The 24,039-nt window shown below is 60.4% G+C and carries 22 protein-coding genes; 6 read left to right on the top strand and 16 right to left on the bottom strand.

The window, feature by feature from the left end; all coding sequences use genetic code 11:
* Positions 1-252 precede the first annotated feature (252 nt).
* The 4 genes from ACQY7X_RS11780 to ACQY7X_RS11765 all read right to left on the bottom strand — a co-directional run bounded on the left by ACQY7X_RS11780 (position 253) and on the right by ACQY7X_RS11765 (position 5,620).
* Positions 253-1,974: a DUF927 domain-containing protein gene (locus ACQY7X_RS11780; RefSeq protein ID WP_428245434.1), complete on the bottom strand. Its 1,722-nt coding sequence runs from the start codon at positions 1,972-1,974 to the stop codon at positions 253-255.
* Positions 1,975-2,196: 222 nt separating this feature from the next.
* On the bottom strand, positions 2,197-3,105 hold the full coding sequence (locus tag ACQY7X_RS11775; protein WP_428245433.1) for a hypothetical protein: 909 nt from the start codon (positions 3,103-3,105) through the stop codon (positions 2,197-2,199).
* 348 nt (positions 3,106-3,453) lie between these two features.
* Entirely contained in the window at positions 3,454-4,347 is an 894-nt protein-coding gene (locus ACQY7X_RS11770; protein WP_428245431.1) for a hypothetical protein, read from the bottom strand.
* Positions 4,265-5,620, bottom strand: coding sequence for a tyrosine-type recombinase/integrase (locus ACQY7X_RS11765; protein WP_428245430.1), 1,356 nt, complete (start codon positions 5,618-5,620; stop codon positions 4,265-4,267). The genes ACQY7X_RS11770 and ACQY7X_RS11765 overlap by 83 nt, the downstream gene beginning before the upstream one ends.
* Positions 5,621-5,923: 303 nt before the next feature.
* Between ACQY7X_RS11765 and ACQY7X_RS11760 the strand changes: the two genes are divergently transcribed.
* Positions 5,924-6,589: a GntR family transcriptional regulator gene (locus tag ACQY7X_RS11760; protein WP_428245428.1), complete on the top strand. Its 666-nt coding sequence runs from the start codon at positions 5,924-5,926 to the stop codon at positions 6,587-6,589.
* A gap of 21 nt (positions 6,590-6,610) precedes the next feature.
* Here ACQY7X_RS11760 and ACQY7X_RS11755 read toward each other — a convergent pair whose 3' ends face one another.
* From ACQY7X_RS11755 to ACQY7X_RS11745, 3 genes are read right to left on the bottom strand one after another with little or no spacing between them, the layout of a single operon-like run.
* Positions 6,611-8,176 (bottom strand): acyl-CoA carboxylase subunit beta, encoded by a 1,566-nt coding sequence (locus tag ACQY7X_RS11755; protein WP_428245426.1) that lies wholly within the window; start codon positions 8,174-8,176, stop codon positions 6,611-6,613.
* Between the two features lie 4 nt (positions 8,177-8,180).
* The gene (locus ACQY7X_RS11750; RefSeq protein ID WP_428245424.1) at positions 8,181-8,402 is read right to left on the bottom strand and encodes a biotin/lipoyl-binding carrier protein; all 222 of its coding nucleotides are present in this window, start codon (positions 8,400-8,402) and stop codon (positions 8,181-8,183) included.
* Between the two features lie 23 nt (positions 8,403-8,425).
* Positions 8,426-9,643: a CaiB/BaiF CoA transferase family protein gene (locus ACQY7X_RS11745; protein ID WP_428245422.1), complete on the bottom strand. Its 1,218-nt coding sequence runs from the start codon at positions 9,641-9,643 to the stop codon at positions 8,426-8,428.
* Between the two features lie 257 nt (positions 9,644-9,900).
* On the opposite strand from ACQY7X_RS11745, the gene ACQY7X_RS11740 reads away from it, so the two are divergent.
* Both ACQY7X_RS11740 and ACQY7X_RS11735 read left to right on the top strand, forming a co-directional pair.
* Positions 9,901-11,307, top strand: a complete 1,407-nt coding sequence (locus ACQY7X_RS11740; protein WP_428245421.1) for an amidase — start codon at positions 9,901-9,903, stop codon at positions 11,305-11,307.
* A 23-nt stretch (positions 11,308-11,330) separates the two neighbouring features.
* Complete coding sequence (locus ACQY7X_RS11735; protein ID WP_428245419.1) at positions 11,331-12,338, top strand: ABC transporter substrate-binding protein; 1,008 nt, start codon at positions 11,331-11,333, stop codon at positions 12,336-12,338.
* Positions 12,339-12,555: 217 nt separating this feature from the next.
* Here ACQY7X_RS11735 and ACQY7X_RS11730 read toward each other — a convergent pair whose 3' ends face one another.
* Positions 12,556-13,584, bottom strand: a complete 1,029-nt coding sequence (locus ACQY7X_RS11730; protein ID WP_428245417.1) for an amino acid ABC transporter substrate-binding protein — start codon at positions 13,582-13,584, stop codon at positions 12,556-12,558.
* A 224-nt stretch (positions 13,585-13,808) separates the two neighbouring features.
* Between ACQY7X_RS11730 and ACQY7X_RS11725 the strand changes: the two genes are divergently transcribed.
* A complete protein-coding gene (locus tag ACQY7X_RS11725; protein WP_428245416.1) occupies positions 13,809-14,489 on the top strand; it encodes a GntR family transcriptional regulator in 681 nt (226 codons plus the stop codon).
* Position 14,490: 1 nt separating this feature from the next.
* Here ACQY7X_RS11725 and ACQY7X_RS11720 read toward each other — a convergent pair whose 3' ends face one another.
* The 8 genes from ACQY7X_RS11720 to ACQY7X_RS11685 are packed head-to-tail and all read right to left on the bottom strand — an operon-like array spanning position 14,491 to position 22,173.
* Positions 14,491-15,447: a hydroxyacid dehydrogenase gene (locus ACQY7X_RS11720; RefSeq protein WP_428245414.1), complete on the bottom strand. Its 957-nt coding sequence runs from the start codon at positions 15,445-15,447 to the stop codon at positions 14,491-14,493.
* 1 nt (position 15,448) lies between these two features.
* Entirely contained in the window at positions 15,449-16,555 is a 1,107-nt protein-coding gene (locus ACQY7X_RS11715) for a mandelate racemase/muconate lactonizing enzyme family protein (protein ID WP_428245413.1), read from the bottom strand.
* Positions 16,556-16,564: 9 nt separating this feature from the next.
* Complete coding sequence (locus ACQY7X_RS11710) at positions 16,565-17,800, bottom strand: threonine synthase (RefSeq protein WP_428245412.1); 1,236 nt, start codon at positions 17,798-17,800, stop codon at positions 16,565-16,567.
* Positions 17,801-18,619, bottom strand: coding sequence for an ABC transporter permease (locus ACQY7X_RS11705; protein WP_428245411.1), 819 nt, complete (start codon positions 18,617-18,619; stop codon positions 17,801-17,803).
* 14 nt (positions 18,620-18,633) lie between these two features.
* Positions 18,634-19,494, bottom strand: coding sequence for an ABC transporter permease (locus ACQY7X_RS11700; protein ID WP_428245410.1), 861 nt, complete (start codon positions 19,492-19,494; stop codon positions 18,634-18,636).
* Positions 19,491-20,576, bottom strand: coding sequence for an ABC transporter ATP-binding protein (locus tag ACQY7X_RS11695; RefSeq protein WP_428245409.1), 1,086 nt, complete (start codon positions 20,574-20,576; stop codon positions 19,491-19,493). Before ACQY7X_RS11695 ends, ACQY7X_RS11700 begins: the two co-directional genes overlap by 4 nt.
* A 53-nt stretch (positions 20,577-20,629) precedes the next feature.
* Positions 20,630-21,088 carry a RidA family protein gene (locus ACQY7X_RS11690; RefSeq protein WP_428245408.1) on the bottom strand — a complete coding sequence of 153 codons (459 nt, stop codon included), beginning with the start codon at positions 21,086-21,088 and terminating at the stop codon, positions 20,630-20,632.
* Between the two features lie 29 nt (positions 21,089-21,117).
* On the bottom strand, positions 21,118-22,173 hold the full coding sequence (locus tag ACQY7X_RS11685; protein ID WP_428245407.1) for a polyamine ABC transporter substrate-binding protein: 1,056 nt from the start codon (positions 22,171-22,173) through the stop codon (positions 21,118-21,120).
* Positions 22,174-22,558: 385 nt separating this feature from the next.
* Between ACQY7X_RS11685 and ACQY7X_RS11680 the strand changes: the two genes are divergently transcribed.
* Together ACQY7X_RS11680 and ACQY7X_RS11675 are read left to right on the top strand one after the other, a co-directional pair.
* Positions 22,559-23,125, top strand: a complete 567-nt coding sequence (locus tag ACQY7X_RS11680; RefSeq protein ID WP_428245406.1) for a 2OG-Fe(II) oxygenase — start codon at positions 22,559-22,561, stop codon at positions 23,123-23,125.
* A gap of 4 nt (positions 23,126-23,129) precedes the next feature.
* On the top strand, positions 23,130-23,981 hold the full coding sequence (locus ACQY7X_RS11675; RefSeq protein WP_428245405.1) for a hypothetical protein: 852 nt from the start codon (positions 23,130-23,132) through the stop codon (positions 23,979-23,981).
* The last annotated feature ends 58 nt before the right edge of the window (positions 23,982-24,039 follow it).

Here is a 24,039-nt window from a genome sequence, read left to right as displayed (position 1 = left end):
ACTGCTGACCCGAGCTAATACTTCCGACTCCATTGAACTGAACAGGCGCATTGGGCGATGAGAGTCTGGCGAGAAACAGTTGCCGCTATTCTAGTTCCGCGACAATAAGACAACTGATACTATCAGCTAAAATTTCCGGTGACACAGCAATTACCGGATTCCCAGCACTCAGTATGAAGTTCGCGAAATCAACTATGCTGAGGAATCAATGTGGGGCGGCGTGCTTCAGAAATCACGCCGCCCCGAAGTTACTCAGCCCTCCACGACGAAGCTCTTGCGAAGACAATAATAACTCACCTTCTTCTCAAGCCCTTTGATTTTGACTTGTTTAGTCGGCAGGCCACGAGCTTGGGTTAGCACGGCATTCCGCGCAATCATCTCTTGCCCAAATGTATGGAGCGTTACCCCCGGCTCCAGCCACTTTTCAAGTGCCTCCGGCTTCACCGCATAAAAATCACCCTCTTCGCTGTCGCGACGAAGATACGCCGCCGCATCAGCAAGTTCGTCGGCGCCGTACTTCTGGCCATTGCGCATGTCGAGGGCTCGGGTCGCCTTGCCCAATTTGCGGCGGACAGAATTCAGGCTTGCCTCCATCAGCGCGGCGCGATCAGGAACAGTACGAACGGCCCCTGCGTGGCAAAGACCGATGGCTTCAAGTATTCGCTCCTTCGACCATGTGACAATGCCATAAGAGCGGGCCAACCGCGCCGCCGCATAGGCAAGAGCAAAACGGCTCGCAAAGCGGCCCGACGATCCACTCGGCTCCACACCAACGTGAGCGTAGAACTTCGCCATCCACCTCGTCACATTTTGATCAGCATCCTCGAAAGATGTCATGTAATTCGCAAGAAACTCCCTCCCCGCGTATCCATAATGTGTTGTGGCTCCGGTCCGTATGGAATCAACAAGCTTGGCTGAGTCGTCGCCGATGCCAAGATTGTCAAAAACGCCATTCGCCTCACTGAGGCTGGCTGGAATGTCGATCAGCCGCAATTCGTCACCACCATACCTTTTACGCGCTACACCCGCGTGTAGATTGGCAATACTCATCTCGCCCGAACTTAAGAAGAGTAGGCGCCACTCGCAAGCATGCCCATCCGGGTCATAAAGAGCCGAACGCAGGCGCCCCTTCCCACCCGCAAGACGATATGAAATCTTGGCGGCCTGAGTTGCGGCAAGCTTTTCATCTTCTCCAGCAAGATGGCCCATTTCGTCCAAAACCAAGAGGGCATCATTGCACCTAAGTGCCTCCTGTTCCAATCCGGCAGTAGTTGCATCCCAATGCACGAGGCCATTGACCGCGACGGGATATAACACCGAGAGCGCAGCCATTATTATTGTCGTTTTGCCGTGCGAGTTGGGAGCATAATAGTGAAAGCCACCGCTCTCGATCTTATGCCAGCGCAAGAGCATGCTGGCGAAAGCAATAGCAATTGCGAAGATCGCGATGGCACTCTTTTCAGCAGGGACCGCAACGCTGGACTTCCACTTTTCCAGGGAGCCGCGGGTACCAGAGCCGCGCTCCGGCGTGCCCCCATAGGGACTCTGATAGAGATAATTCTTCCGATCCGGGCCAACAACCTCATCGGGGAACGCATATGCGCCCCGGCTAATCCATCCGGTCTTCAGCACGATGGTGATGCACCTTACCTCTGTCGTGTCCTGTAGATGTTCGAGAACCGCATCACCATCATCACCTGATGGAAGCGGAAAACCGCCATCGAGGAGCTTGTCCTTGAGTAGATGGCGCTTCTGCATCAAGCTCATCGGCACGATTTCTTTGTGATAATTTCCTTCCCGATCCTGGTAGCTGATGATTGCAAGGTGGCGGCTAGTGCCATCAACCTTGGCCACTGCCTTAACGCGGATAGGCGGGCACAAACGACGCTTGCCGCCGCCAGGTTCTCGGATGTACAAACCATCGTTGCGAAGAAGGATATTTTTGGCCTCCACGGCCATTTTGGTCGTTTTCATTAGTGTTTGCCTCCAAGGCAATAGGTTTCCATTCGGCAATCGACTGATTGCCGGTGCTAAGTGCTAACCGATGATCTCTAGGCCAGTGCCACTGTGGGGGCGGTTTGGCTAGCGCAGTGTTGCCGCCCCAATCATGCAAAATGGCCTCCTGGGTGCGTCTGCCCAGCTACTAGAGCCGCCAATCTCTCCTTTCGCCGGATTTCATCTGGACAGCCGGCATCCCTACATCTCGACCAGGTGCTGGCCGCGGCGCCGGATGCCGGTGAAAAGCAGCCGCTCCGTAGGCGCCTTCTCACCGAAAAAGAGAGCCACTTCGCGGACCTGATCAGGTCGGAGAGGTAGCTTCCGAGCAGCCAGACGACCGTTGGTGGCGATATAGCTGACCCGGCGCTGGAAGAACGGCTTCCAGAGGTAGCTCACAGGGCGCATCGGATCGTTGAGGCGTTTCACGTGGACCGGGACGCGCACCGATTCATCGGCTGGGAAGAACTTCCCTAGCTCGGCCTTGACCTGCTTTGGTTCGTTAGCACTCAGCACCACAGCGTAGAAATGCGGTTGCCAGTGGGACGCCCACTTACCTTCGGAACTCTCATTGAATGACAGATCGACGCCGTTGATCGAGATGTAGCCGCCGTAGCCAGCCCGCCGAAGCCGCTGCCGGAAAGCATCCAGCATCTTCGGGAGATCAAGTTGGTGGAGTTCACCCGCGGCGAGTTTCAACTTGGCTGGAACGACAGAAACCGCCACCCCAGATTCACCGGTGCATTCCTGCCACCGAGCAATCTGTGCGCAGACTTCTGGGATCAAGAAGCCAGAACGGAAGCGGCGCATGCAAAATGGACATATCGACAGACCGCACCGGCTGCCCGTTTCACAGATGCCGAGGGTTGTTCCGAGGCGATGGTGATGGTCCTCACCAGTCAGCAGAATCCGGATTAGAGCCTTCTTACGTTCAAGCACCTCATCACGGCTTTCAAAGCCGGAGAGATGCTTGCGGGGATCAAATCCAGTCGAGGGGTGCGACAAGGTCAGCCACCATCGCCGAGTAGAATCAGTCTCTACTTTCCATCTAGAGCTCTTGGATTCATGCATGAGCATGTCGCCAAGCTGGAAGTGCCGCAACTTGCTCACCGGATACTCGATGGCAAGGCATATAGGAACTCTAATGCGTCACGGTGGAGAATGATTGTCCGCGCACCGGCCTTTGTGGCTTTTAGCTTGCCAACTTGAATCTGCTCATAGATGAAGGCCCGCGAAAGCGACGTCGCCCCACACAGCGCTTCGATTGAGTAGGCAAGAGGTGTTTGCCCAACCAGAGAAAGGCCACAGGGGAATTCTCGTTGGTCATCCGCGTGAGATGATCTTAGTTCATTTTTCTGACAGATCACGATGCAGCTCCATTAAGTGCTGCATTGAGAGTAGTGGGGTGTATGCCGAATAGCTTCTTCCTAATTGACCCCAATTTTCTCTGTCAATTGATCACTTGCGTTTCTTTACCTGATAGTAATTTGTTCTGGATCGTCCTTTATCGGAATCCTCGTCATCACCGCTCAAATCGTACAATGGAAACTGCGCATTCAGGTTCCTTGCGGCAGCGTTAGCCGCTTCCTTTGATATGTTGGGGATATCCCCAATGGCTTTGTCATTGTGCGAAAATGAGATAGGCCTTCTACTATTCACCGTTTCCATTACGATCATAACCAATCTCTGCAGTTTCCGTTTCGCATTAGCATTAAATGCGCACTTCCCTCCCCCCTGATCAGTCACTCCGTCAGAGAATTGCTCCTTACAGCTATTGAACAAAAGTTTTGCCAAGTCCGTTTCAAGTGGATAAGCGTACTTCGTACCGGCTTTCCCGAGACTTCTCTTGCGAGCAAATTCAGCAGCTGCGGTGACATCAGAGAGGAATGCATCAATATAAGTAGAGGCAATTTCTTGACGAGCAAGGGCGGAATTCTTCTGCAGTCGTTTATCTCCACGACGCATCAGTTGTTTAATAAACCCATTTAAGAAACGCTTTCTAACTTCTGGATCGCCCGAGATTTCCTCTTGCAGTTTCCGAATTGCCTTTTGAATTGCGCTTGCCCATTCCGCTTGTTTCTCTGTGGTCGGATATTCAACCCTACCCTCGGACTGCATATAGGCATACCAACGGGAAATTTCATCGACCTTTGGAAGTGTCGCGGAAACCAGCCGACGCGGGCTCGGTCCTTCCGATAAAAGTTCGACCAGCCCTGCTTTTACCAACTCTGCGCGCATGCTAGGAGGGAGATCCGCATCGAAGGGCGGCTTATGCTCTTTCGCTATATCCGCCCCAACCCAGCAACGGCTGGGCTGCTTCTTTTCCTGAAGGGATATTACTTTCTTCTTCATCGCGGTGATCCAATACAAGTCGATTTATGCCAAAACTTGGGGCTGTGGTCCGGATGACATCACGTACATAACTACTCGCCAAGTGCCCATAATGCCGCTCTACCATGCGAGTATCCCTGTGACCAAGATTCTGGGCAACCACCATTAGCGGGGCACCGGCCATAAGGGTGAGGCTGGCCCAGGTATGGCGAAGCTCGTGGAACGTAAAAGCAGCTTCAATACCCGCTTGCTTCAGGGCATTTTTAAATGGCCGAAAATGCAGATCGCGCCCCCAACGACCACCATCAGCCCTTGGCAGCAGCGGGGCAGAAAACTCTCGTTCCAGGGTTAGAGCATGAAAAAAGCCTGCTGCCTCTTCATTGAGATAGATATGTCGAGGCTTCCCGCTCTTGCTATCTCGGATCAGCAGCGTTCCGGCATGGCGGTGGAAATCCCGTACATCGAGCGCACAGAGCTCGCCATAGCGAGCGCCTGTGAGCAGGGCCGCCTGGACAAGTAGACGCAAGTCCGGACCGCAATGGGTCAAGAGGCTCTTGGCCTCGTCTACACTGAGGAACCGCGTCCGCTGACGCTCCACCCCGGTAAAGAGCCGGACACGCTCCCAGGCGTCCTTATGGGGGATATAACCGCTTCGCCAGGCGTAGTTGAGGGCAGCTTTCAGGGTAACAAGATGGCGGTTGGCTCGCAGACGTCGCTTGCGCAGGGCCTCGGCCTGATTGGGGTCCTCAGCCCGGTATACCTGCACCCGACCTTTTCGGGTCCGGAGCCGTGGCGGTTCTTGTGCGATACCCTCATGCCAGTTCCTGACAATGGCGGTGGTCAGCTCGGCCGTATCGAGCTTGCCGAGCCGTGGAATGATATAGGCATTCGCGTAGGTATCGAGATGGTGATGGGATTTCCGGTGCGTCCGGACATAGGCGAGATAGTCCGCCATGCAGTCGGCGACGGTATAGGTGCCAGGCTTGCGGCCATCGGTGCCAAGTGACGCCGTTGTCTGGAACCAATCCCGGGCCCGCATCTGGGCTTGCTCGAAACTGAGCGCCGTATCGTTATCGGCATCCATGACATCATCGGCCGCGCCGATGGCCTTATGGTGCTGCTTGCCGAGCCGATCCCGAAAGCGCGCGATCCATGTACCTTCGGCACTCGCCGTCTTGCGATAACCGATGTAGCAGCCCTTGGCTATTTTTACCCAATGGGGCTCGCGCTGAACGCCAAGCTTCTGTCTTGCAGCTCTTGTATCGACCCGGCTGCCGCGAACTGCGCGTGCCATCGAGACCCCCTAAAGCCGTACGAAAAATATACGGAAAAAACGGTGTTGGACGTGGAGGTATGATAGCAGACGATGCCCTGTTAAGTCATTGATTTTCCCGTGTCTATGGGCGTCTACAGACGTCTATTTCGGCCGTTCCCAAGCTTACGACGGGGGTTCGATTCCCCTCACCCGCTCCAATTTCTTCCTCAAAATTCCATGACGGCTTCTTCTAGGGTACGGCCCTAGTCCAGCCTATTACCGGCGGAATATAGTACGATTATACCAGATTCTGTTTTAAGCGATCCCAAATGAAGTAATGCCATGGCATCAAGCCCAAAGAAAGCGAAACCACCCGCGGCGGATGTGCTGCAGGTGTTACGCAACCGCATCGCCTCGCAGGAATTGGCACCAGGCAGCAAGCTGCGGGAAAACGATCTGGCGGAAGAATTCAATCTCTCGCGCGCCCGTATCCGCGAGGCTTTCAGCACGCTTGAGCAACGCGGCCTGATCGAACGCATACCCAATCGCGGCGCGGTAGTGATGCGCCTGGAGCCGAAGCAGGTTTTCGAGATCTACGATGTGCGCGAGGTGCTGGAAGGCGCCGCCGTGCGCCGCGCCACCGAGAATACTCAGCCGGGCTCATGGAGTGCCCTGCTCGACAAATTTGGCGACGACACCGAGGCGCTGATCCGCAGCGGCGATCTTGAAACCTATGCCGAGTTGATCAACAACTTCCGGCTCGAAATCATCAAGCATTGCGATAGCCCGATCCTCACATCAATGCTGGACTCCCTTTTCGAGCGGACCGGATTCCTGGTGCGCCGGCTGATCCTGGTACCCGGCAGAGCACTGGAAGGCCTGCAGGAGAATCGCAACGTACTCACGGCCATGAACGAGGGCCGCGCCGAGGATGCTGAACGGCTGAAGCGCACGAATATCCGCAATGCGCGCGAATGTTTCCGCCGCTATCAGAAACTGGTGCTCTAGCCCTGGGCTTGGCTTTCCCGGTCAGGGGCTGACACCAAAGCGCGGCTTCGGCCCCAGAGTGGTTGCCAGGCGCTCACGGCTCAGGCGGATGAAGTCGATCAGCAACGGTCTTGTCTCGCGCGGATCGATCACATCTTCCACCGCGAAGGCTTCGGCGGTGCGCAGCGGCGAGGTAAGCTGGCGCAATTCCGTTTCAAGCTCCTGTTCGCGCTGCTTAGGGTTCGGCGATGCCTCGATATCGCGCCGGAACGCCGCAGCCACGCCGCCTTCGACCGGCAACGAACCCCATTCGCCCGAGGGCCAGGCAAGTTTCAAGTCGAAGCCGTTCTTGTTGCAGGTGGCCATGCCAGCCATGCCATAGCATTTGCGGATCACCAGGGTGATCGTCGGCACCGTCAATTGCCCCGCGACATAGACCACACGCATACCCTCACGTAGCGTGGCGGCCTTCTCCGCATCCAGCCCCACCATGAAGCCCGGCACGTCGACCAGGAATACCAGCGGAATATGGAATGTGTCGCACAATTCCATGAAGTGAATCTGCTTGCGCGCCGATTTCACATCCATGGCGCCACCCAGATGCATCGGGTTATTGGCGATAACCCCCACCACATGGCCATCCAGCCGCGCCAGCGAGGTAATCACTGATTTTCCATAGCTGGGCTGGATTTCAAACACCGATCCCTTGTCCACCACCATCTCTATCAGGCGGCGCATGTTGTAGGCCTGGGTGCGCTTGCGCGGTACGATGGAGAGCAGGCCCTCCTCGCAACGGTCAGGCGCATCGCCGGTATCAACGCGCGGCGGTTGCTGCCACACATTGCGTGGCATGTAGGACAGGAAGCGGCGAACCTGCTCGAAAGCCTCGGCCTCATCGGCCACCGCGTTATGGATCGTGCCCGCGGTATCCACCGTCACGCCGGCCCCGCCGAGATCCTCCTTGTCGATCTCCTGGCCCAGCGAACGCTTCACCACCGGTGGGCCGGCGGCGAAAATCTGGCTGCTGCCGCGCACCATGACTGAAAAATGCGAGAGGATGGCGCGGCCGGCCGGACCGCCCGCCGCCGTGCCGAGCACAGCGGACACCACCGGCACTTCGCCAAGCAAAGCCACTGAACGCTCGAAGCCATCCACGCCCGGAAATACCGAATAGCCGCGCCGACGCATCGATGTGACCGTGCCGCCGGCACCGTCGATCAGGTTGACCAGGGGAATACGGAATTCATGGGCCAGGTCCTCGACAAAGCCGCCCTGCCCACCCTTGCGCCGTGCACCACCCCAGCTGGTCCCGCCACGAACCGTGAAATCCTCGCCGCCCACCGCCACGGGTTGGCCGTCAATATGCGCCAGCCCCATCACATAGGGTGCCGGCACCACATGCTGAACGCGGCCCTCGGCATCGTATGTCGCCGTGCCGGTGAGGCCACCAACCTCGCGGAAACTGCCGGCATCACAAAGCCGCCCGATACGCTCGCGCACTGTAAGGCGGCCGCGCTCATGATGGCGCGCCACCGCTTCAGCGCCACCCATCTCGCGGGCCCAGGCGCGGCGCTGGGCAATCTCATCGGCTTCCGGTTGCCAGTTCATGCGTTCAGCCCTCGATCACGGCCAGAATCTGGCCCTCGGCAATAGCGTCGCCCTCCACTACCCGCATCTCCGTCACCGTGCCGGCAGTTGGCGCCTCGATGGGAATTTCCATCTTCATCGATTCCACGATGATCAGCGCGTCGCCCAAAGCTACCGCCGCCCCCATACTGGTTTCGACCTTGAATACCGTACCGGCGATATCGGCCGTGATGACATGACGCGTCATGAATCTTCCTCTCCTGGTTATTTTCAGCGGCGCCCGGCGATGATGCCGGCCTGCTGCATTGCCGCGATGGTATCCGGCTGCAGGCCAAGCAGATCAGCCAGCACCGCATGGGTATCGCTGCCCACCATGCGGCCGGCCCAGCCGACCTCGCCCGGCGTGCGTGACAATTTCGGCACGATGCCGGTAACGGTGGCCTCGCCGAACTCCTCCGAAGCAGCACGCTGCAACATGCCGCGCGCCTGGTAATGCGGATCACTGAAAATATCGGCGATGGTGTAGATGCGGGCCGCCGGCACTTCGTGCTCCCCCAGCAGCCGCTCCAGCTCGGCAAGCGGCAGGCTGCCGGTCCAGGCACCGATCACGGCATCCATCTCTTCCGGGTGCTGTGCTCGCGCATTCGGCGTGGCAAAGCGTGCATCCTGAGCCAGCTCTTTGCGCTGCATGGCACACAGAAGACGACGGAAAATGCCGTCACTGGCGGCAACGATCTGCACATAGCGGCCATCCGCCGTGGGGTAGAGATTGTTCGGCACATGGCCCGGCAGGCGGCTACCGGCGCGGGTGGCAACCTTGCCCAAGGCCGCGAAAGCCGGGATATGCGGCTCAACGAAACTGAAGGCTGCTTCATACAGCGCGGCGTCGATCACCTGCCCTTTGCCGCTGCGGCCACGCTCAATCAAGGCCATCGCGGCGCCAAAGGCAGCATAGAGGCCGGTGATATAATCGGTGAGCGAGGTGGCGACACGCGACGGCGGACGGTCTGGATCGCCGGTGAGATCGCGCAAACCGCTGATCGCCTCGCTGGTAACGCCGTAGCCTGGCTGCCGGCTATACGGGCCGGTCTGGCCATAGCCGCTGATCCGCACCATCACAAGGCCGGGATTATCCGATGACAGCACATCGTAGCCCAGGCCCCACTTCTCCACCGTGCCGGGGCGGAAATTCTCGATGAACACATCGGCCTGGCGCAGCATATCGCGCACCAGTGCCTGGGCTTCGTTGCGGCGCATGTCCAGCGCGATCAGTTTCTTGTTGCGCAGGATGCTGGCCGCATAGAGCGAGGCGCCACCGCTGCGCTCGCCCATCGACCGCACCGCATCGCCTTCGGCCGGTTCGATCTTGATCACTTCGGCCCCGAAATCCGCCAGCAGACGGCCGCAGAACGGGCCGGCTATCGTGGAGGTGAGTTCGATCACCCGCATCCCGGCCAGGGGACCGCGACCCGTCACTGCACTGCTCATCGCTTGCTCCAACGCCGATAGCGACCAGGGAAAAGGGCGGGTAGCCCACGGTGAGGACAAGGCAGGCATCGCTTTCTCACAGAATCGGCCCCTGCACGCCTTTGCTTCAGGCGCAGCCTCTCACATCAGGAATATATTGCATACTATTTTGTAGACAATTTTATCTACATTATTGAATACATTTATCTTGACGCATAGCCGGACAAGGTATTCTATCAACCAAGTGGTTGATATCACTCCATGTGGCGGAGGTTCGCTTGCAGAATGGCATTGCCTGGTTGTCGGCCACCGCGCTGCGCGATGCCTATCACCGCAAGGCATTATCCCCCGTCGAAGTGACCGAAACCGTCCTGCGCCGGGCCGAAGCACTGCAATCCTCGATCAACGCCTTCTGCCTGATTGATCCCCAGGCAGCCCTGGCTCAGGCGCGCGCTTCAGAAGCGCGCTGGCTGCGCGGCGAACCGCAGGGCCTGCTTGATGGCGTGCCGGTCTCGATCAAGGACATCATCCTCACCAAGGGCTGGCCCACTTTGCGCGGCTCGAAAGCCGTCGATCCCAATCAAGCCTGGGATGAGGATGGCCCGGCAGTGGCCCGCCTGCGCGAGCATGGCGCGGTGGTCTTCGGCAAAACCACTACCAGTGAATTCGCCTCCAAGCCGGCGACCAGCACGGCTTTATGCGGCATTACCCGAAATCCCTGGAATCCTGAACGCACGCCTGGCGGCTCCAGTGGCGGCGCGGGCGCGGCAATCGCCGCCGGCATCGCCCCCCTGGCATTGGCGACCGATGCCGGCGGTTCCATCCGCATGCCCTCAAGCCTCTGCGGTGTCTTTGGCTTCAAACCCGGCGGTGGCCGGGTGCCGATGTATCCGCCCACGCCTTATGCCTCTCTGGCCGGCTTCGGGCCGATGACGCGCACGGTGACGGATGCAGCCCTGATGCTGAGCGTGATCAGCCAGCCTGATGGCCGCGACTGGGAGGCCTTGCCGCCCGATGGCATGGCCTATCACGAGAAGCTGCAGGCCGATCCCCGCACCTGGCGCATCGCCTGGAGCCCCACCATGCACGGCGCCCGTGTCGATGCCGAAGTGGCGGCACTGACGGCGGCTGCGGCCAAGGTCTTTACGCAGCTCGGTGCCAAGGTCGAATTGGTGGAGACAGTCTGTGAGAATGACAAGGATCTGCTTGGCCGGGTAATGCGCGGCTTCACTGACTTCGCCTTCAGCAGCTTCACGCCGGAGCAACTGGCCGTGATCGACCCCGAGATCGTGCAGCGGATCGAGGCATCCAGGGGTGCCACGGCCATCAGCCATCTCGACGCCGAGATGCAGCGCGCCCAGTTCGCGCGCCATATGAACGATTTCCACCAGCATTACGACCTGCTGCTCACGCCCGTCACCGCCGTGGCCGCTTTTCCCATCGAACAGCGGGCCCCCGAGGGCTATGCCGGGCGCGACTGGTATCCGTTCCTGTCGTCTTTCAATCTGACGCGCCAGCCGGCGGCCAGCGTGCCATGCGGCTTCACCCGCGAAGGCATGCCGGTTGGCCTGCAGATCGTCGGGCCGCGACATCACGATCTGCGGGTATTGCAGGCAGCCTATGCTTTCGAGCAGGCGGCGCCCTGGGCGGCACACCGCCCGGCACTCGCCGAAGCCATTGATTGAATCGTGTGAAACAGGGGACACCAATGACAAGCAGCAAGGCCATCCACGCAGCCTCCTTCATTGCCACGCTATTGCTGGCCGGCACCGCCCAGGCACAGGAGAAATTCACCTTCGCGCTGAACTGGTTTCCAGCCGGCGATCACGCTGCCTATTGGCTGGCGCTCGACAAAGGCTATTACAAGGATCGCGGCCTGGATGTGACGCTGGAGCATTCCAAGGGCTCAGGCGACTCTATTGCCAAGGTGGATACTGGCCGTGCCGATGCCGGCCTGGCCGATGCCGCCGTGGTGATCGCCGCCGTATCCCGTGGTGCCATGATCAAGACTGTCGGCATGGTTTTCGACAAAACGCCGATGAACATCTTCAGCCGCCAGGATACGCCGATCCGCAAACCGAAGGACCTGGAGGGCCGGACTGTCGGCGCACCGCCAGGCGATAGCCAGCGCCAGGTCTGGCCGGCCTTCGCCAAGCTGAACGGCATCGACCAGGACAAAGTAACCTGGGTGAATATCGAGCCGGCGGCCAAGGTGGCTGCGGTTTCGGAAAAGCGCGTCGATGCGGTCAGCGAGTATCTCACCGGCCAGCCGCTCTACGACAAAGCCATGGGCGGCCCCGGTGCCGCCGTGATGCTGCGCTGGTCCGATTTCGGCTTCGACATGTATTCCATGTCGATCATCGCCAGCGACAAGACGATGAAAGAGCGCGCCAAGACCTTGCGCGCCTTCCTGGAGGCTTCCTATCAGGGCTGGCGCGACGTGATGGCGGATCCGGAAGCCGCCGTGGCGATTTTCAAACGCCGCGTGCCGGAGATCGACGAGGCGCATGTGCGGGCCAATATGAAACTCGGCCTAGAATTGATGAATACCGAGCGCTATCGCACCAACGGCATCGGCTGGATGGAAGCGAACAAGATGTGCGCCTCGGTTGAGATGGTGAACACCTATATGGGGCTATCGAAAAAGGTCGCCTGCGATCAAGTCTATACCAATGATTTTCTCACCAAGGTGGGCATGCCGCCCAACATGAAGTGATTCGATCGCTTCGCGCTGTCGGGAAACGGAATATGTAGCCACCACGCCAGGAATCCGGCCTCCCGGATTGGTAGCTTGTTGGGCCATTCCGAATCCAGCAGCACTTCCCTCACATCGAAGCATAGCAGGCCGGTGGCGGTACAATGCCGTGAGCCAAGGTCAAAAAAAGAAGCGCGGCCCGCAAAGGCCGCGCTCCATATCATCCTGCTGGTAACGATCAGCGGATCGGATAGGCGTATTGCAGGCCGCCCTGATTCCACAGCGCGTTATAGCCACGGTCGAGCTTGAGGGCAGAGGCCTTGCCGACATTGCGCTCGAACATCTCACCGTAATTGCCGAGCTGCTTGATCACGTTGTAGGCCCAGCTTTCCGGGATGCCGACTGCCTCGCCCATGCCCGGCGTCTTGCCGGTGAGGCGCTGGATGGTCGGATCGGCGCTGTCCTTGAAGCTGTCGATATTCTTGCTGGTGACGCCGCTTTCCTCAGCCTGGATCAGCGCATGGATCACCCAGCGCACGGTCTGCGCCCACTGGTTATCGCCGAGGCGCACGGTGAAGGCCAGCGGCTCCTTGGAGATCAGCTCCGGCAGGATGACGTATTCGTCGTCGCCCTTGGCGAAACGGGCGCGGGTGGAGCCGAGCTTGGCCGCCACCGTGGTATAGGCATCGCAGCGGCCGGCGAAGAAGGCATTCTCCACTTCGTCCAGCTTCTCGATCACCACCGGCTTGAAGGTCATCTTGTTGGCACGGAAATAGTCGGTGACGTTCAGCTCCAGCGTGGTGCCGGGCTGCACGCAGATGGTGGCACCGTTCAGCTCCTTGGCGCTCTTCACGCCCAGCTTCTTCGGCACCATGAAGCCCTGGCCGTCATAGAAGGTGATGGCGGAGAAGAAGATGCCGAGCGTGGCATCGCGGCTCATGGTCCAGGTGACGTTCGGCGCCAGCACATCGACTTCGCCGGATTGCAGCGCCGGGAAACGCTGCTGCGCGCTCAGCGACACAAAGCGCACCTTGTCGGCATCGCCGAACACCGCCGCCGCCAGGCTGCGGCAGAAATCCACGTCGAGGCCATTCCACTTGCCCTGGCTGTCGAGCATCACGAAACCCGGCGTGCCCGGGCTGGCGCCGCACTGGATATAGCCGCGCTGTTTGATCGCATCCAGGGTGGCCCCGGCGCTGGCCGGCTGGGCAGCGAACGTGGCGGCGAACAGGCCGGCGGCCAGCGCGAGAAGACGGAAAGGTGTCACCGTTAGTCACTCCTGTGGATTGATTACACTAATATGATGATACCTATAATTTCCGCTGTCTATATTTATTTTCGACATTTTAGATTTCTGCTGAATTTTTATTCGAATGTCGTTGACACGCCCGTTAATTGAGCCGATACAGAATTCATATAGCGGGATATCTGCCATCGGAGCCTCTAGTGCAAGTTTTACGAATGATTGACCCGGGTCAGGAGGCGGTCGAAATGGAGCCCAAGACCCTGGTCGAGGCGATCTACAAGCAGATTCGCCAGGATGTGCTCAGCGGCAAGCTCAAACCCGGCAGCAAGCTGCGCTTCACCGACCTGAAGGCCAATTACGATGCCGGAACCAGCACGCTCCGGGAGGCGCTTTCGCGCCTGACCGCCGACCGCCTGGTGACCGCCGAGGGCCAGCGCGGCTTCCGCGTCGCACCGATATCGCTCACCGAGTTATGGGACATCACCAAGCTGCGCTCCGAAATCGAGTCTGCGGCACTGGCCGATGCCATCGATGCCGGCAACGATGCCTGGGAAGCCAATATCCTGGCCTGCCTGCACCGGCTGTCGAAATACGAAGAGCGCGACGCCATCACCCCTGCCCTGCTGGGTGAGGAAGGCGCGCTGCTGCACAAGCTGTTCCATATGTCGCTGCTCAGCGCCTGCCCTTCGATATGGCGCCTGCGCGTTGTCGATCTGCTCTACGATCAGTCGGAACGCTATCGCCGGCTGCAGACATCATATCTGCCCGACTACCGCAATTCGCCGCAGGAGCACCGCGAGCTGATGGAGGCGACCATCGGCCGCCACAAGCAGCGCGCCGTGGCCCTGCTCACCCTGCACCTGGAAAAGACCGCCCAGAGCCTTTCCACGGTGGAGGAATTGTGGGGCAGCGAGGCGCGGCGCTAGCTCAATCGTAAATCTCAGGATTGGCGAGATTGTGCGGCCGTTCGCCGCGCAGCATGCGCAGCATTTCTGCCACCGCGCCCTCACTCATCTGGCGCAGGCTGTCGCTGGTCAGGCCGGCGATATGCGGCGTGAGCAGCAGATTCGGCAAGCCGAAGAACGGATGACCCGCCGCCAGCGGCTGCGTGGTGAATACATCGAGTGCCGCGCCAGCCAATTTCCCACTGTGCAGGGCATCGGCCAGCGCCGCCTCATCCACCACGGCGCCGCGCGCCACGTTCACAAGCACCGCACCCGGCCGCACCTGGCGCAGCAAAGCCGCATCAACCATGCCGCGCGTCTGCTCATTCAATGGGCAGCACAGCACAATACGGTCGGCCTCGCGGAATAGTTCAGGCAATCCAACCGGCAGCACGTTTTCCGGCAACAGGCTCGGCCGGGGCGTATGGACCAGAACCCGCATACCGAACCCGGCGCCGATTGCTGCAACACGGCGTCCGATATTGCCGAAGCCGACGATGCCGAGCGTGCGGCCTGAAAGTTCGCCGGCACCATCGGCAAGCTGCCGCGCAGCCCCCCAGCCCTCCTGGCGCAGCGCGCCATCGATGCGGCCAAGCCGGCGGCTCAACTGCATCAGCGCGGCAAAGCAGTATTCCGCCACGGCTGCCGCATTGGCGCCTGGCACATAGGCCACCGGGATACGCCGTGCCGTCGCCGCCGCCAGGGGGATCATGTCCAGGCCGGCGCCATGGCGCGCGATGGCGCGCAGCTTCGGCGCATGGTCGATAATATCCGGCGGCAGCGCCACGCGCACGATAAGCCCATCGGCCTCCTGCACCAGCCGGTTGAGCATGGCCGGCGACGCCTCGGGCGCAATCAGCAGCCGCGCCTGGCCGCGCAGCATCGCCTCGCCGCTGGGATGGAGCGGGTTGGTTGCCAGCACCAGCGGCAGATCGGCCATGCTATTCGACCGCGTAACGCTTTACGGTCGCCTCATTCAGCGTCACGCCCAGGCCCGGCCCTTCCGGCACCGCGATCTTGCCCTTCTCCGCCATCAGCGGCGGATCGGTGAGTTCGAAGCGGATCGGATCGAAAGCAACCGGGTATTCGCAGAGCTGATAATTATCGATACTGGCCAGCACCTGTACCTGGGCGGCAAAGCGGATCGCCGGGCCGAAGAAATGCGGGATGCAGGGAATATCCCAGGCACTGGCAAGATGCGCGATCTTCACCACTTCGGAAATACCCTGCCGCAGATCGGGCTGCAGAATGTCGGCGGCGCCGGCCAGCAGGATATCGCGCGCATCATAGCGGTTGAAGATTTCATGCTCGCCCATTGCCACCGGCGTATCCAGGTTGGCCGCGAGGTGGGCATAGCCGGTAAGGTCATAAGGCGGCAACGGCTCTTCCAGCCAGTGCAGTTCATGCTTCTCCAGCCGCTTGCCGTATTGCACGGCATGGGCGCGGTTCCAACCTGAATTGGCATCGGCCATCAGCTTGGTTCGGTCGGTCGGCTTCAGCACGCTGCGCGCTTCCGAGACGATGGCATCATCCTGTTCGGGCTGGAAGCCGATACGGATCTTCACACCACTGAAGCCTTCCTCGGCGCGCTTGCCAACTTCCTCGGCGATCTTGCCCAGCGGCAACTGGCCCAGGCTGGCATAGAGGTCGATCTCGCTGCGCCGGCTGCCGAGCAGGCGGTGGGTCGGCTGGTTGGTCACCTTGCCCAGAATGTCCCACAGCGCCGTGTCGATAGCGCCGAGTACATAGGATTCCAGGCTGCGGTAGCGGCCCAGCTTGTCCAGGACATAGAACATGTCCTTGTTGCGGGCGCCGATATCCAGCGGGTCCTTGCCCACCAGCAGCGGCTTGAAGGTATCGCGGATCAACTGCACGCAGGCCATATCGCCGGCCGGCGGGCCATCCACATCGGCCAGGCCGACGACGCCCTGGTCGGTATAGACCCGCACCAGGATGATGCGCCGCTCGGTCAGTTCCATATGAGCGAAATGGATCGGACGATCGTAGCGGCTGGCCAGCACGGTGGCGGTAACGTCGGTGATCTTCATGGCGTTCTCTCAGCCCAAAGCCTGGGCGGCAGCGAGCAGTTCTTCGTAATTGCCCACGGTCTCTTCCGGGATACGCACCTGCTTGGCGATCTGGTCGAAATCCTTGAAACCGGAGCCGGTGACAATGCAGACCACGCGTTCATCCGGCGAAGCCTCGCCGGCAGCAATCATGCGCTTGATACCGGCAATCGCCACGGCGCCGCTCGGCTCGATGAAGATGCCCTCCATGGCCAGCAGCCGCATCGCTTCGAGCGTTTCCTCGTCGGTAACGCCGACGGCGGCGCCTTGGGATTCGCGCATCGCCACCAGGGCCCGATTGCCGAGCAGGCCCGGATTGGCGCCGGCCAGCGCACTGGCAATGGTCGGGCCTTTTTCAATCGGCGCCACGGCATTGGCGCCCGAGCGCATGGCCCGCACGATAGGATCGCAATTCGCCGCCTGCACGCCCACCATCTTGGGCAAGCCCTTCAGCCAGCCGATGCGCTGCAATTCATTGAAGCCCTTCCAGGCCTTGACGATGGACATGCCGCCATTGGCTGGATGCACCACGCGATCCGGCGCCTGCCAATTGAAATGTTGCGCGATCTCGTAGGCGTAGGATTTCTTGCCTTCGTAGCGGAAGGGATTGTCAGTGCCGCAATCATACCATTTCACCGCACCGCTATGGATCAGCTTGCGGTACATGGCGTTGATCTGCGAGTAATGCCCGCGTACGCGGATCAGCTTGGCGCCGAAATAAAGTGCCTGAGTTACCTTCGGAATTGGCGTGTCATCCGGGCAGAATACCACGCTTTCAAGGCCGGCACGCGCCGCATAGGCCGCGACCGAGGAAGCCTTGTTGCCGGTGGAATCGCAGGACAGCACCTTGTAGCCGAACTCCACCGCCTTGGTGGCCGATACGGTGATCGAGCGGTCCTTGAGCGATCCGGTGGGATTGCTGGCATCGGATTTCACCCATAGTTCGCGCACACCGACCGCCTTGGCGATGCGGTCGCAGCGCAACATCGGCCCGTCGCCCTCGCCCAGCGTGACGATGGCATTGTCATCCAACACCGGCATGAATTCGCGCCAGCGCCATACGCCTGGGGGACGCGCAGCCACTTTATCGGGGCTGAGATCGCGGGCGATGGCGGCATAATCGTATTGCGCGTCCAGCAGGTTGTGACAGGCCGGGCAGAGCAGCAGGTCCTGGTTCGGCTGATATTCGGCACCGCAGCCAAAACAGGTAAAGCCGGTGAAGTACATTCAAGTCACCTTCGGTTGGCGAGAATCAAGGCGCTGGCGCAGCAACAGCAGAGGCAGCAGCAGCGCCAACGTGGTCAGGATAACAAGGGTGGAAATCGCCGGCAGGATCGGCGTGATCTCATACTGGATCGCATCCCACACCTTCACCGGCAGGGTTTTGCTGCGCACACCGCTGATGAACAGCGTCACCACCACTTCGTCGAACGAGATGTTGAAGGCGAACAGGGCACTGCCGATCAGCGACAGGCGGATCTGCGGCAGGATGATGCGGAAGAAAGTAGTGACAGGACCGGCACCCAGGCTACGCGAAGCTTCCACCAGGCTGCGATCAAGGCCACGCAGCGCGCTGCCGACGAATACCACCACGAACGGCATAGCCAGCACGCTATGGGCCAGAACCAGGCCGAACACGCTGCCGACCAGGCCGAATTTCAGGAACACGCTGTAGGCGGCCACGGCGAAGACGATGGTGGGAACGATGCGCGGCAGGATCAGCATGGCCTCGATCAGCATGCGCCAGCGCGGCGCGAGCCGGGAAAGACCAAGCGCGGCGGCAGTGCCAATCACGGTGGCGAGCACGGTGGTGCCGAGCGCCACCTGCACCGATATCCACAGCGCGGTCATCCACTCGGCGCTGGAGAAGAAGCGGGTATATTGGCTCCAGGTCGGCTTGTCCGGGATCAGCATCAGCGGCCCGGCCGAACCGAACGACATCGGGATCACGGCCAGCACCGGCGCCGCCAGGAAGAACAGCACCAGCACGCCTGGCACGGCAATGGCGACTCGACGCAGGGTTTCCAGGGCATGGCGCCGCTTCATGGCGTAGCTTCCACTCACGGCATGCCGGCGCGGGTACCGCGCCCCTCCACCAGCCGGACATGGAAATAGTAGATCACCAGCGTACCCCAAAGCAGCACATTGGCGAGCGCGAAGGCGAAGGGCCAGTTCAGTACCTCGCGCACATTGAAGTCGATCAGGTTGGAAATCATCATCTGCTTTGGCCCGCCGACGAGAGCCGGCGTGATGAAGAAACCAAGCGCAACGATGAAGACCAGCAGGCCGCCAGCGGCCACACCCGGCATGCTGAGCGGCAGGGTGATGCGGAAGAAACTGCGCAGCCGGTTGGCGCCCAGGCTGGCCGAAGCATTGTGCAACTCAGGCGGAATCGCCAGCAGCGAAGAGAGAATGGGGAAAATCGTATAAGGCAGCAGCATATTGGCCATGGTCACCAGCATGCCGAATTCGTTGTACATCAGCGCCAATGGCTTATCGATCACGCCCCATTCCAGCAGATATCGGTTGATCAGGCCGGAACGCTGCAACAAAGCCATCCAGATATAGTTGCGGATCAGCATGCTGAGGAAGAATGGGATCACCACGCAGAGCATGAGATACTGCCGCATACGCGGGCCGCACTGCGCCAGGAACATCGCCGCCGCATAACCGAGCAGCACACAGATTCCGGTGGTGCAGAAGGCGACATAAAGCGTGCGCCAGAATACCTGCAGATAGACCGGCGTGTTCCAGATGCGGGCATAATGCGCCATCGTAAAGCCGGGCGTGAAAAAGCTGCCCCAGATGACCTGCGCCAGCGGCACCAGGAAGAGCAGTAGAATGAAGGCCAGCGGCGGCCCGAGCAGGATCAGGCGATCCAGCTTCGCCGCGCCAAGCCGATTGCCAAGAGCCGCGATCATGGTGCTATCGGCAGGCAATGCTCGGTGCGCCAGCCGATCAGCGTGACATCGCCGACCTGCCAGGGCCGGCCGGCAGAGGCCAGGGCCTTGATATTGAATTCCAAGCCGCTCTCAGTCTCGACGCGGTATTTCAGCAGATCGCCGACATAGAGAACTTCGCGCACACTGGCACGATACTGGTTCGGCAAGGCTTCGGCACCAGCACCGATCTGGATATTCTCCGGCCGCACCACCAGCCAGGGGACATTGGCTGCGGCCGAGGGACTGGCAAGTGTCACAAGACCCTTGCCGGAGCGGCAATACAGTACATCGCCCTGAGATTCCGTCCGGGCCTCCGCATGCACCACATCGATCAGGTTCGACTCGCCGAGGAAATCGGCGACAAAGCGGTTCACCGGTTTCTGGTAGACTTCCAGCGGCGGGCCGAGCTGCTGCAGCACGCCACCATCCAGCACGGCTATGAGATCAGACATCACCAGTGCTTCGACCTGGTCATGAGTGACCGATACCGTGGTGATGCCGAGTTCACGCTGCAACTGGCGGATTTCCACCTGCATCAATTCACGCAAGCGCTTATCCAATGCACCCATCGGCTCATCCATCAGCAGCAGCCGCGGCTCGAACACGATGGCGCGGGCCAGGGCCACACGCTGCTGCTGGCCGCCGGAAAGCTCACGCGGCAGGCGGCCTTCGAAGCCGCCGAGCCGCACCATGGCCAGCGCCCGCTCAACCCGACGGGCGATTTCCGCCTTGCGCAAACCACGCATTTCCAGCGGATAGGCCAGGTTGCGGAACACGCTGAGATGGGGAAACAGCGCGTATTGCTGGAACACCACGCCGATATCGCGCTTATGCACCGGGCGGTCGACGATGCTTTCACCGGCAACACGCACATCGCCGGCTGTCGGTTCCTCGAAGCCCGCGATCATGCGCATCGTGGTGGTCTTGCCCGAGCCGCTGGGGCCGAGCAGCGTCAGCAGCTCGCCACCTTTCAGCGAGAACGACACATCGCGGACGACAACCTGCTTGTCGAACACCTTCATCAAATGCTCGACATCGAGCGTGGCTGCCTGCCCCTGCATGGCGCGCAAATCCCCTACTTGACTATCTCGGCTGGAATCTAGACCAGCCCGCCTCAGTCGGCTTCGAAAATAATCTCGAGCTCGACAGAAACATTTGACGGCAACGCATTGACGCCGATCGCTGAGCGAGCATGGGCGGCAGTCGGGCCGAACAGCTTCTCGATCAGGTCGGAAGCGCCATTGATCACCTGCGGCTGCTTCTCGTAACCATCAACACAATTGACAAAGCCGCTCACCCGGATGACATCGCGCAGCTTGTCGAGGCCACCCGCCGCCCAGGCACCGCAGGCGATACAATTCAATGCGGCATCGCGGGCGGAGAGATAGGCTTCCTCGTCATTCACCTCCTGGCCCACCTTGCCGACATAGCGCCGCACACCGTTGATGCGTGCGGTCTGGCCGGAGGTAAAGATCAGGTTGCCACTGCGCTTGGCCGGGCGGTATGTACCCACCGGCTGCGGCACATTGGGCAATTCCAGGCCCAGGGCCGCCAGCTTTTCCAGGATGCTCATCTGTCGACTCTTTTCGTACTGAATATCAATCAGCGCAGACGCCACTCGTTCCAGCGCTCGGTCACCTTGTCCAGATTCGGACCCCAGTAATCACCGCTGAGCAGGAAGCCCTTGGCGGCATTTTCCGGGTTGGACGAGAGATGCGGGCGGGCCTTGGGATCAACGAATTCGGCCGCATCGCTATTGGTCGGACCATAGGCGATATACTTGGTGAGTTCGGCCTGGTTGCGCGCCTGCAGTGCGAAATTGATGAACTTCATCGCGTTGGCGGCATTCTTGGTACCCTTCGGTACCACCCAGGCTTCATAGGTCAGCGCCGCGCCTTCATAGCTCACCGCCAGCGGCTCGCCGGCCAGCATGGCCGTAATGGCACGCACGGACGGCGTGACATGGATCTCGCCCGCCGCCAGCATCGGACCCGGCTGCGCCATCTGGCTCCACCAGATCAGCTTCGACTTGATCTTGTCCAGGCTGCGGAAGGCGCGGTCGAGATCAAGCGGATAGAGCTTGTCCTTCGGCACGCCATCGGCGATCAGCGCGAATTCCAGCGTGTAGACAGCGCCGTTATACATGCCGCGCTGGCCCGGGAAGCCATCGATGTTCCAGTAGTCGAACCAGGTCTTGGGGGCCTTTTCCGGCGTGTAATGCTTGGTGGAATAGGCCATCAGCATCGGGATGGTGACGCAGCCCACGGCATGCGGCGTGACCAGCGCCTTCACGATCTTGCTGGTATCGATCACGCTGTAATCCAGCGGCATCACCAGTTCATCGCGCACCGCCGTGTAGCGCACCCGGTCGGGCAGCGCGAGGAAATCCCACTCCAGATTGCCGGACTGCACCTGGGCGCGCAGCTTGGCCAGGTCGACGCCGGTGGTCTGCACGATCTTGATGCCGGTCTGCTTCTCGAAGGGCTCGAACAGGGCCTTGGCCTGGCCCTCCTGGTAGGCACCACCGAAACCGGCAAAGACGAGCTGGTTGGCGGCCCGGGCGGAGCTGGCGATAAAGGGGGCGCCAAAGCTGGCTGCCGCGCCAAGCGCGCTGGCGGTCTGGATGAAACGGCGGCGATTCGGGCGAACAATCGGCATATCTGGCTCCCTCTCAGAAATTGATGTAGTCACATTAGAGAGAGCAAATGTCGACTGTCAATATAATTTCGACATTTTATATTTTATCTGCAATCTCAAACATTACCTGTCGGCGCTGCATCGTTATACACCACCATCGAGGGACCGGAGAGCGGCAGGTGAAGAGACGTCTCAGGCCCCGCGGATCCCGCAGAAACGGCCCGGGAGGGGACTTTAGTTCCGCCTGCTCGATCCCGGTCCCCTGGCGGGACCCTGCTGCCGGCAGATATGATGGGAGCCAATTCCGCTCAGATAAGCGTCTGGGACTTAATAGATGACTGTCGCATTGCGTGTCTTCGAGGAACCAGCCCCCCACCATTGCATCAAGGGGTTCATGGGATCTGCCATGATAGAGCGGCTGCTGGACTGGGCGCTCAGCCAGGAAGTGGCGTTCGTGCCGACCAGGGTAGGCAATGGCCAGGAAGGTGTGGTCAATCCGGCCATCCGTTCCTCATTGCTGCTGCGTGATTTCGGCGACCTGCGCCAGGAACTGGAGGCCCGCTTCGCCACTATTCTGGACGAGGCGGTTCGCGTGCTGCGCCTGTCGCCTCTCCAGCAGCCTCATCTGGAACTGGAACTGGTCGCCCATAACGAGGGTGCCTTCTATAACGAGCATATCGATACTTTCACCGCTCGGCCCGACGCCCAGTCTGATCGGGCTCTCACCGGCGTCTATTATTTCCACCGCACGCCCAAAGGATTCAGCGGCGGCGAATTGCGGCTGCATGCCATCGCCCCGGCGGCGGATGGTACACGCTGCTTCACCGACATTACGCCCGACCAGGATATGTTCGTGCTGTTCCCATCCTGGGTGCCGCACGAAGTGAGAAAGGTCTCCTGCCCTTCTGCCGCCTTTGCGGATAGCCGCTTCGCTATAAATTGCTGGTACCGCAGCAGCCGGCTGGAACCCTGATCTGATGAAGAATGCCACCCCTGCCGCCTTCATCCGCAATCCCGCTGCTGACATCCGGGTGCTTGCAACGGATGCAGACGGCCCGCTGCGGATCGTCGTCAGCGTCTATTCGGTGCTCAACGGTTTCACCGAGACGGTGCTGGACCGAGATGGTGAACCCGCCTTCGCCACGGCGCTGGCACTCGGCACTGGCCGGGAGGATGTGCTGGATCGGCTCTCACCCGATATGACCCTGCCGCTCTGGGGCAGCGGCCTGATCGTGCTGCCGCAGGAAAAGGCACCCGATTTCGCACCGCTGCGTTTCGCGGCCTCCCCGGAGGGCTTCGCCACCGATGGCTTTGTCGCACTGGCCGACTGCCTGACACCAGCCATGGTCGCCATCCTAGCCGCCCATTACAGGACACAGGTCGACAGCGGTGCCGCCCAGTTATCGGGGGGGAATATCGACCGGCGGCAGTTGCATAACGACCCGGCTGGCCGGGTGGTGCAACGGAGCCTGCTGCCGGCGGTCGAGGCGCTGGTCGGCGCGCCCGTCAAGCCCAGCTACAGCTACGCCTCGCTCTATCGTGAGGGTGCCACCTTGCCGGTTCATACCGACCGGCAGCAATGCGAATACACCCTGAGCCTGCTGATCGATCATTCCCCTCTGCCGGCAGACGGCATCTCACCCTGGGGCTTGCAGATCCATCCGCGATCCGGCGCGGCACCGATCGATTGTTTCCAGAGCCTGGGCGGCGGCATGCTGTTTCGCGGCCGGGATCTGCCTCATGGCCGCAAAACGCTGCCACCGGGTGAAACCTGCTGGACACTGCTGGTTCATTATGTGGATGCCGACTTCGCAGGATCACTGGATTGACCAGCCCGCGATGGCCCGGTGCTGCTGATACCTGGCGGCGGCTAGCCACGGATGGCTT

It is taken from the genome of Ferrovibrio sp., from assembly GCF_965278975.1.
In the GTDB taxonomy this organism is placed as follows: Bacteria; Pseudomonadota; Alphaproteobacteria; order Ferrovibrionales; family Ferrovibrionaceae; genus Ferrovibrio.
This window is presented reverse-complemented; position numbering and strand designations above follow the sequence as displayed.

Coding starts and splice junctions, on each gene's coding strand:
- ACQY7X_RS11780 (WP_428245434.1), bottom strand. CDS start 1,974: ATGAAAACGACCAAAATGGCCGTGGAGGCCAAAAATATCCTTCTTCGC.
- ACQY7X_RS11715 (WP_428245413.1), bottom strand. CDS start 16,555: ATGAAGATCACCGACGTTACCGCCACCGTGCTGGCCAGCCGCTACGAT.
- ACQY7X_RS11745 (WP_428245422.1), bottom strand. CDS start 9,643: ATGAGCAGTGCAGTGACGGGTCGCGGTCCCCTGGCCGGGATGCGGGTG.
- ACQY7X_RS11735 (WP_428245419.1), top strand. CDS start 11,331: ATGACAAGCAGCAAGGCCATCCACGCAGCCTCCTTCATTGCCACGCTA.
- ACQY7X_RS11705 (WP_428245411.1), bottom strand. CDS start 18,619: ATGAAGCGGCGCCATGCCCTGGAAACCCTGCGTCGAGTCGCCATTGCC.
- ACQY7X_RS11770 (WP_428245431.1), bottom strand. CDS start 4,347: ATGAAGAAGAAAGTAATATCCCTTCAGGAAAAGAAGCAGCCCAGCCGT.
- ACQY7X_RS11685 (WP_428245407.1), bottom strand. CDS start 22,173: ATGCCGATTGTTCGCCCGAATCGCCGCCGTTTCATCCAGACCGCCAGC.
- ACQY7X_RS11725 (WP_428245416.1), top strand. CDS start 13,809: ATGGAGCCCAAGACCCTGGTCGAGGCGATCTACAAGCAGATTCGCCAG.
- ACQY7X_RS11690 (WP_428245408.1), bottom strand. CDS start 21,088: ATGAGCATCCTGGAAAAGCTGGCGGCCCTGGGCCTGGAATTGCCCAAT.
- ACQY7X_RS11680 (WP_428245406.1), top strand. CDS start 22,559: ATGATAGAGCGGCTGCTGGACTGGGCGCTCAGCCAGGAAGTGGCGTTC.
- ACQY7X_RS11700 (WP_428245410.1), bottom strand. CDS start 19,494: ATGATCGCGGCTCTTGGCAATCGGCTTGGCGCGGCGAAGCTGGATCGC.
- ACQY7X_RS11765 (WP_428245430.1), bottom strand. CDS start 5,620: ATGGCACGCGCAGTTCGCGGCAGCCGGGTCGATACAAGAGCTGCAAGA.
- ACQY7X_RS11760 (WP_428245428.1), top strand. CDS start 5,924: ATGGCATCAAGCCCAAAGAAAGCGAAACCACCCGCGGCGGATGTGCTG.
- ACQY7X_RS11675 (WP_428245405.1), top strand. CDS start 23,130: ATGAAGAATGCCACCCCTGCCGCCTTCATCCGCAATCCCGCTGCTGAC.
- ACQY7X_RS11750 (WP_428245424.1), bottom strand. CDS start 8,402: ATGACGCGTCATGTCATCACGGCCGATATCGCCGGTACGGTATTCAAG.
- ACQY7X_RS11755 (WP_428245426.1), bottom strand. CDS start 8,176: ATGAACTGGCAACCGGAAGCCGATGAGATTGCCCAGCGCCGCGCCTGG.
- ACQY7X_RS11695 (WP_428245409.1), bottom strand. CDS start 20,576: ATGCAGGGGCAGGCAGCCACGCTCGATGTCGAGCATTTGATGAAGGTG.
- ACQY7X_RS11720 (WP_428245414.1), bottom strand. CDS start 15,447: ATGGCCGATCTGCCGCTGGTGCTGGCAACCAACCCGCTCCATCCCAGC.
- ACQY7X_RS11710 (WP_428245412.1), bottom strand. CDS start 17,800: ATGTACTTCACCGGCTTTACCTGTTTTGGCTGCGGTGCCGAATATCAG.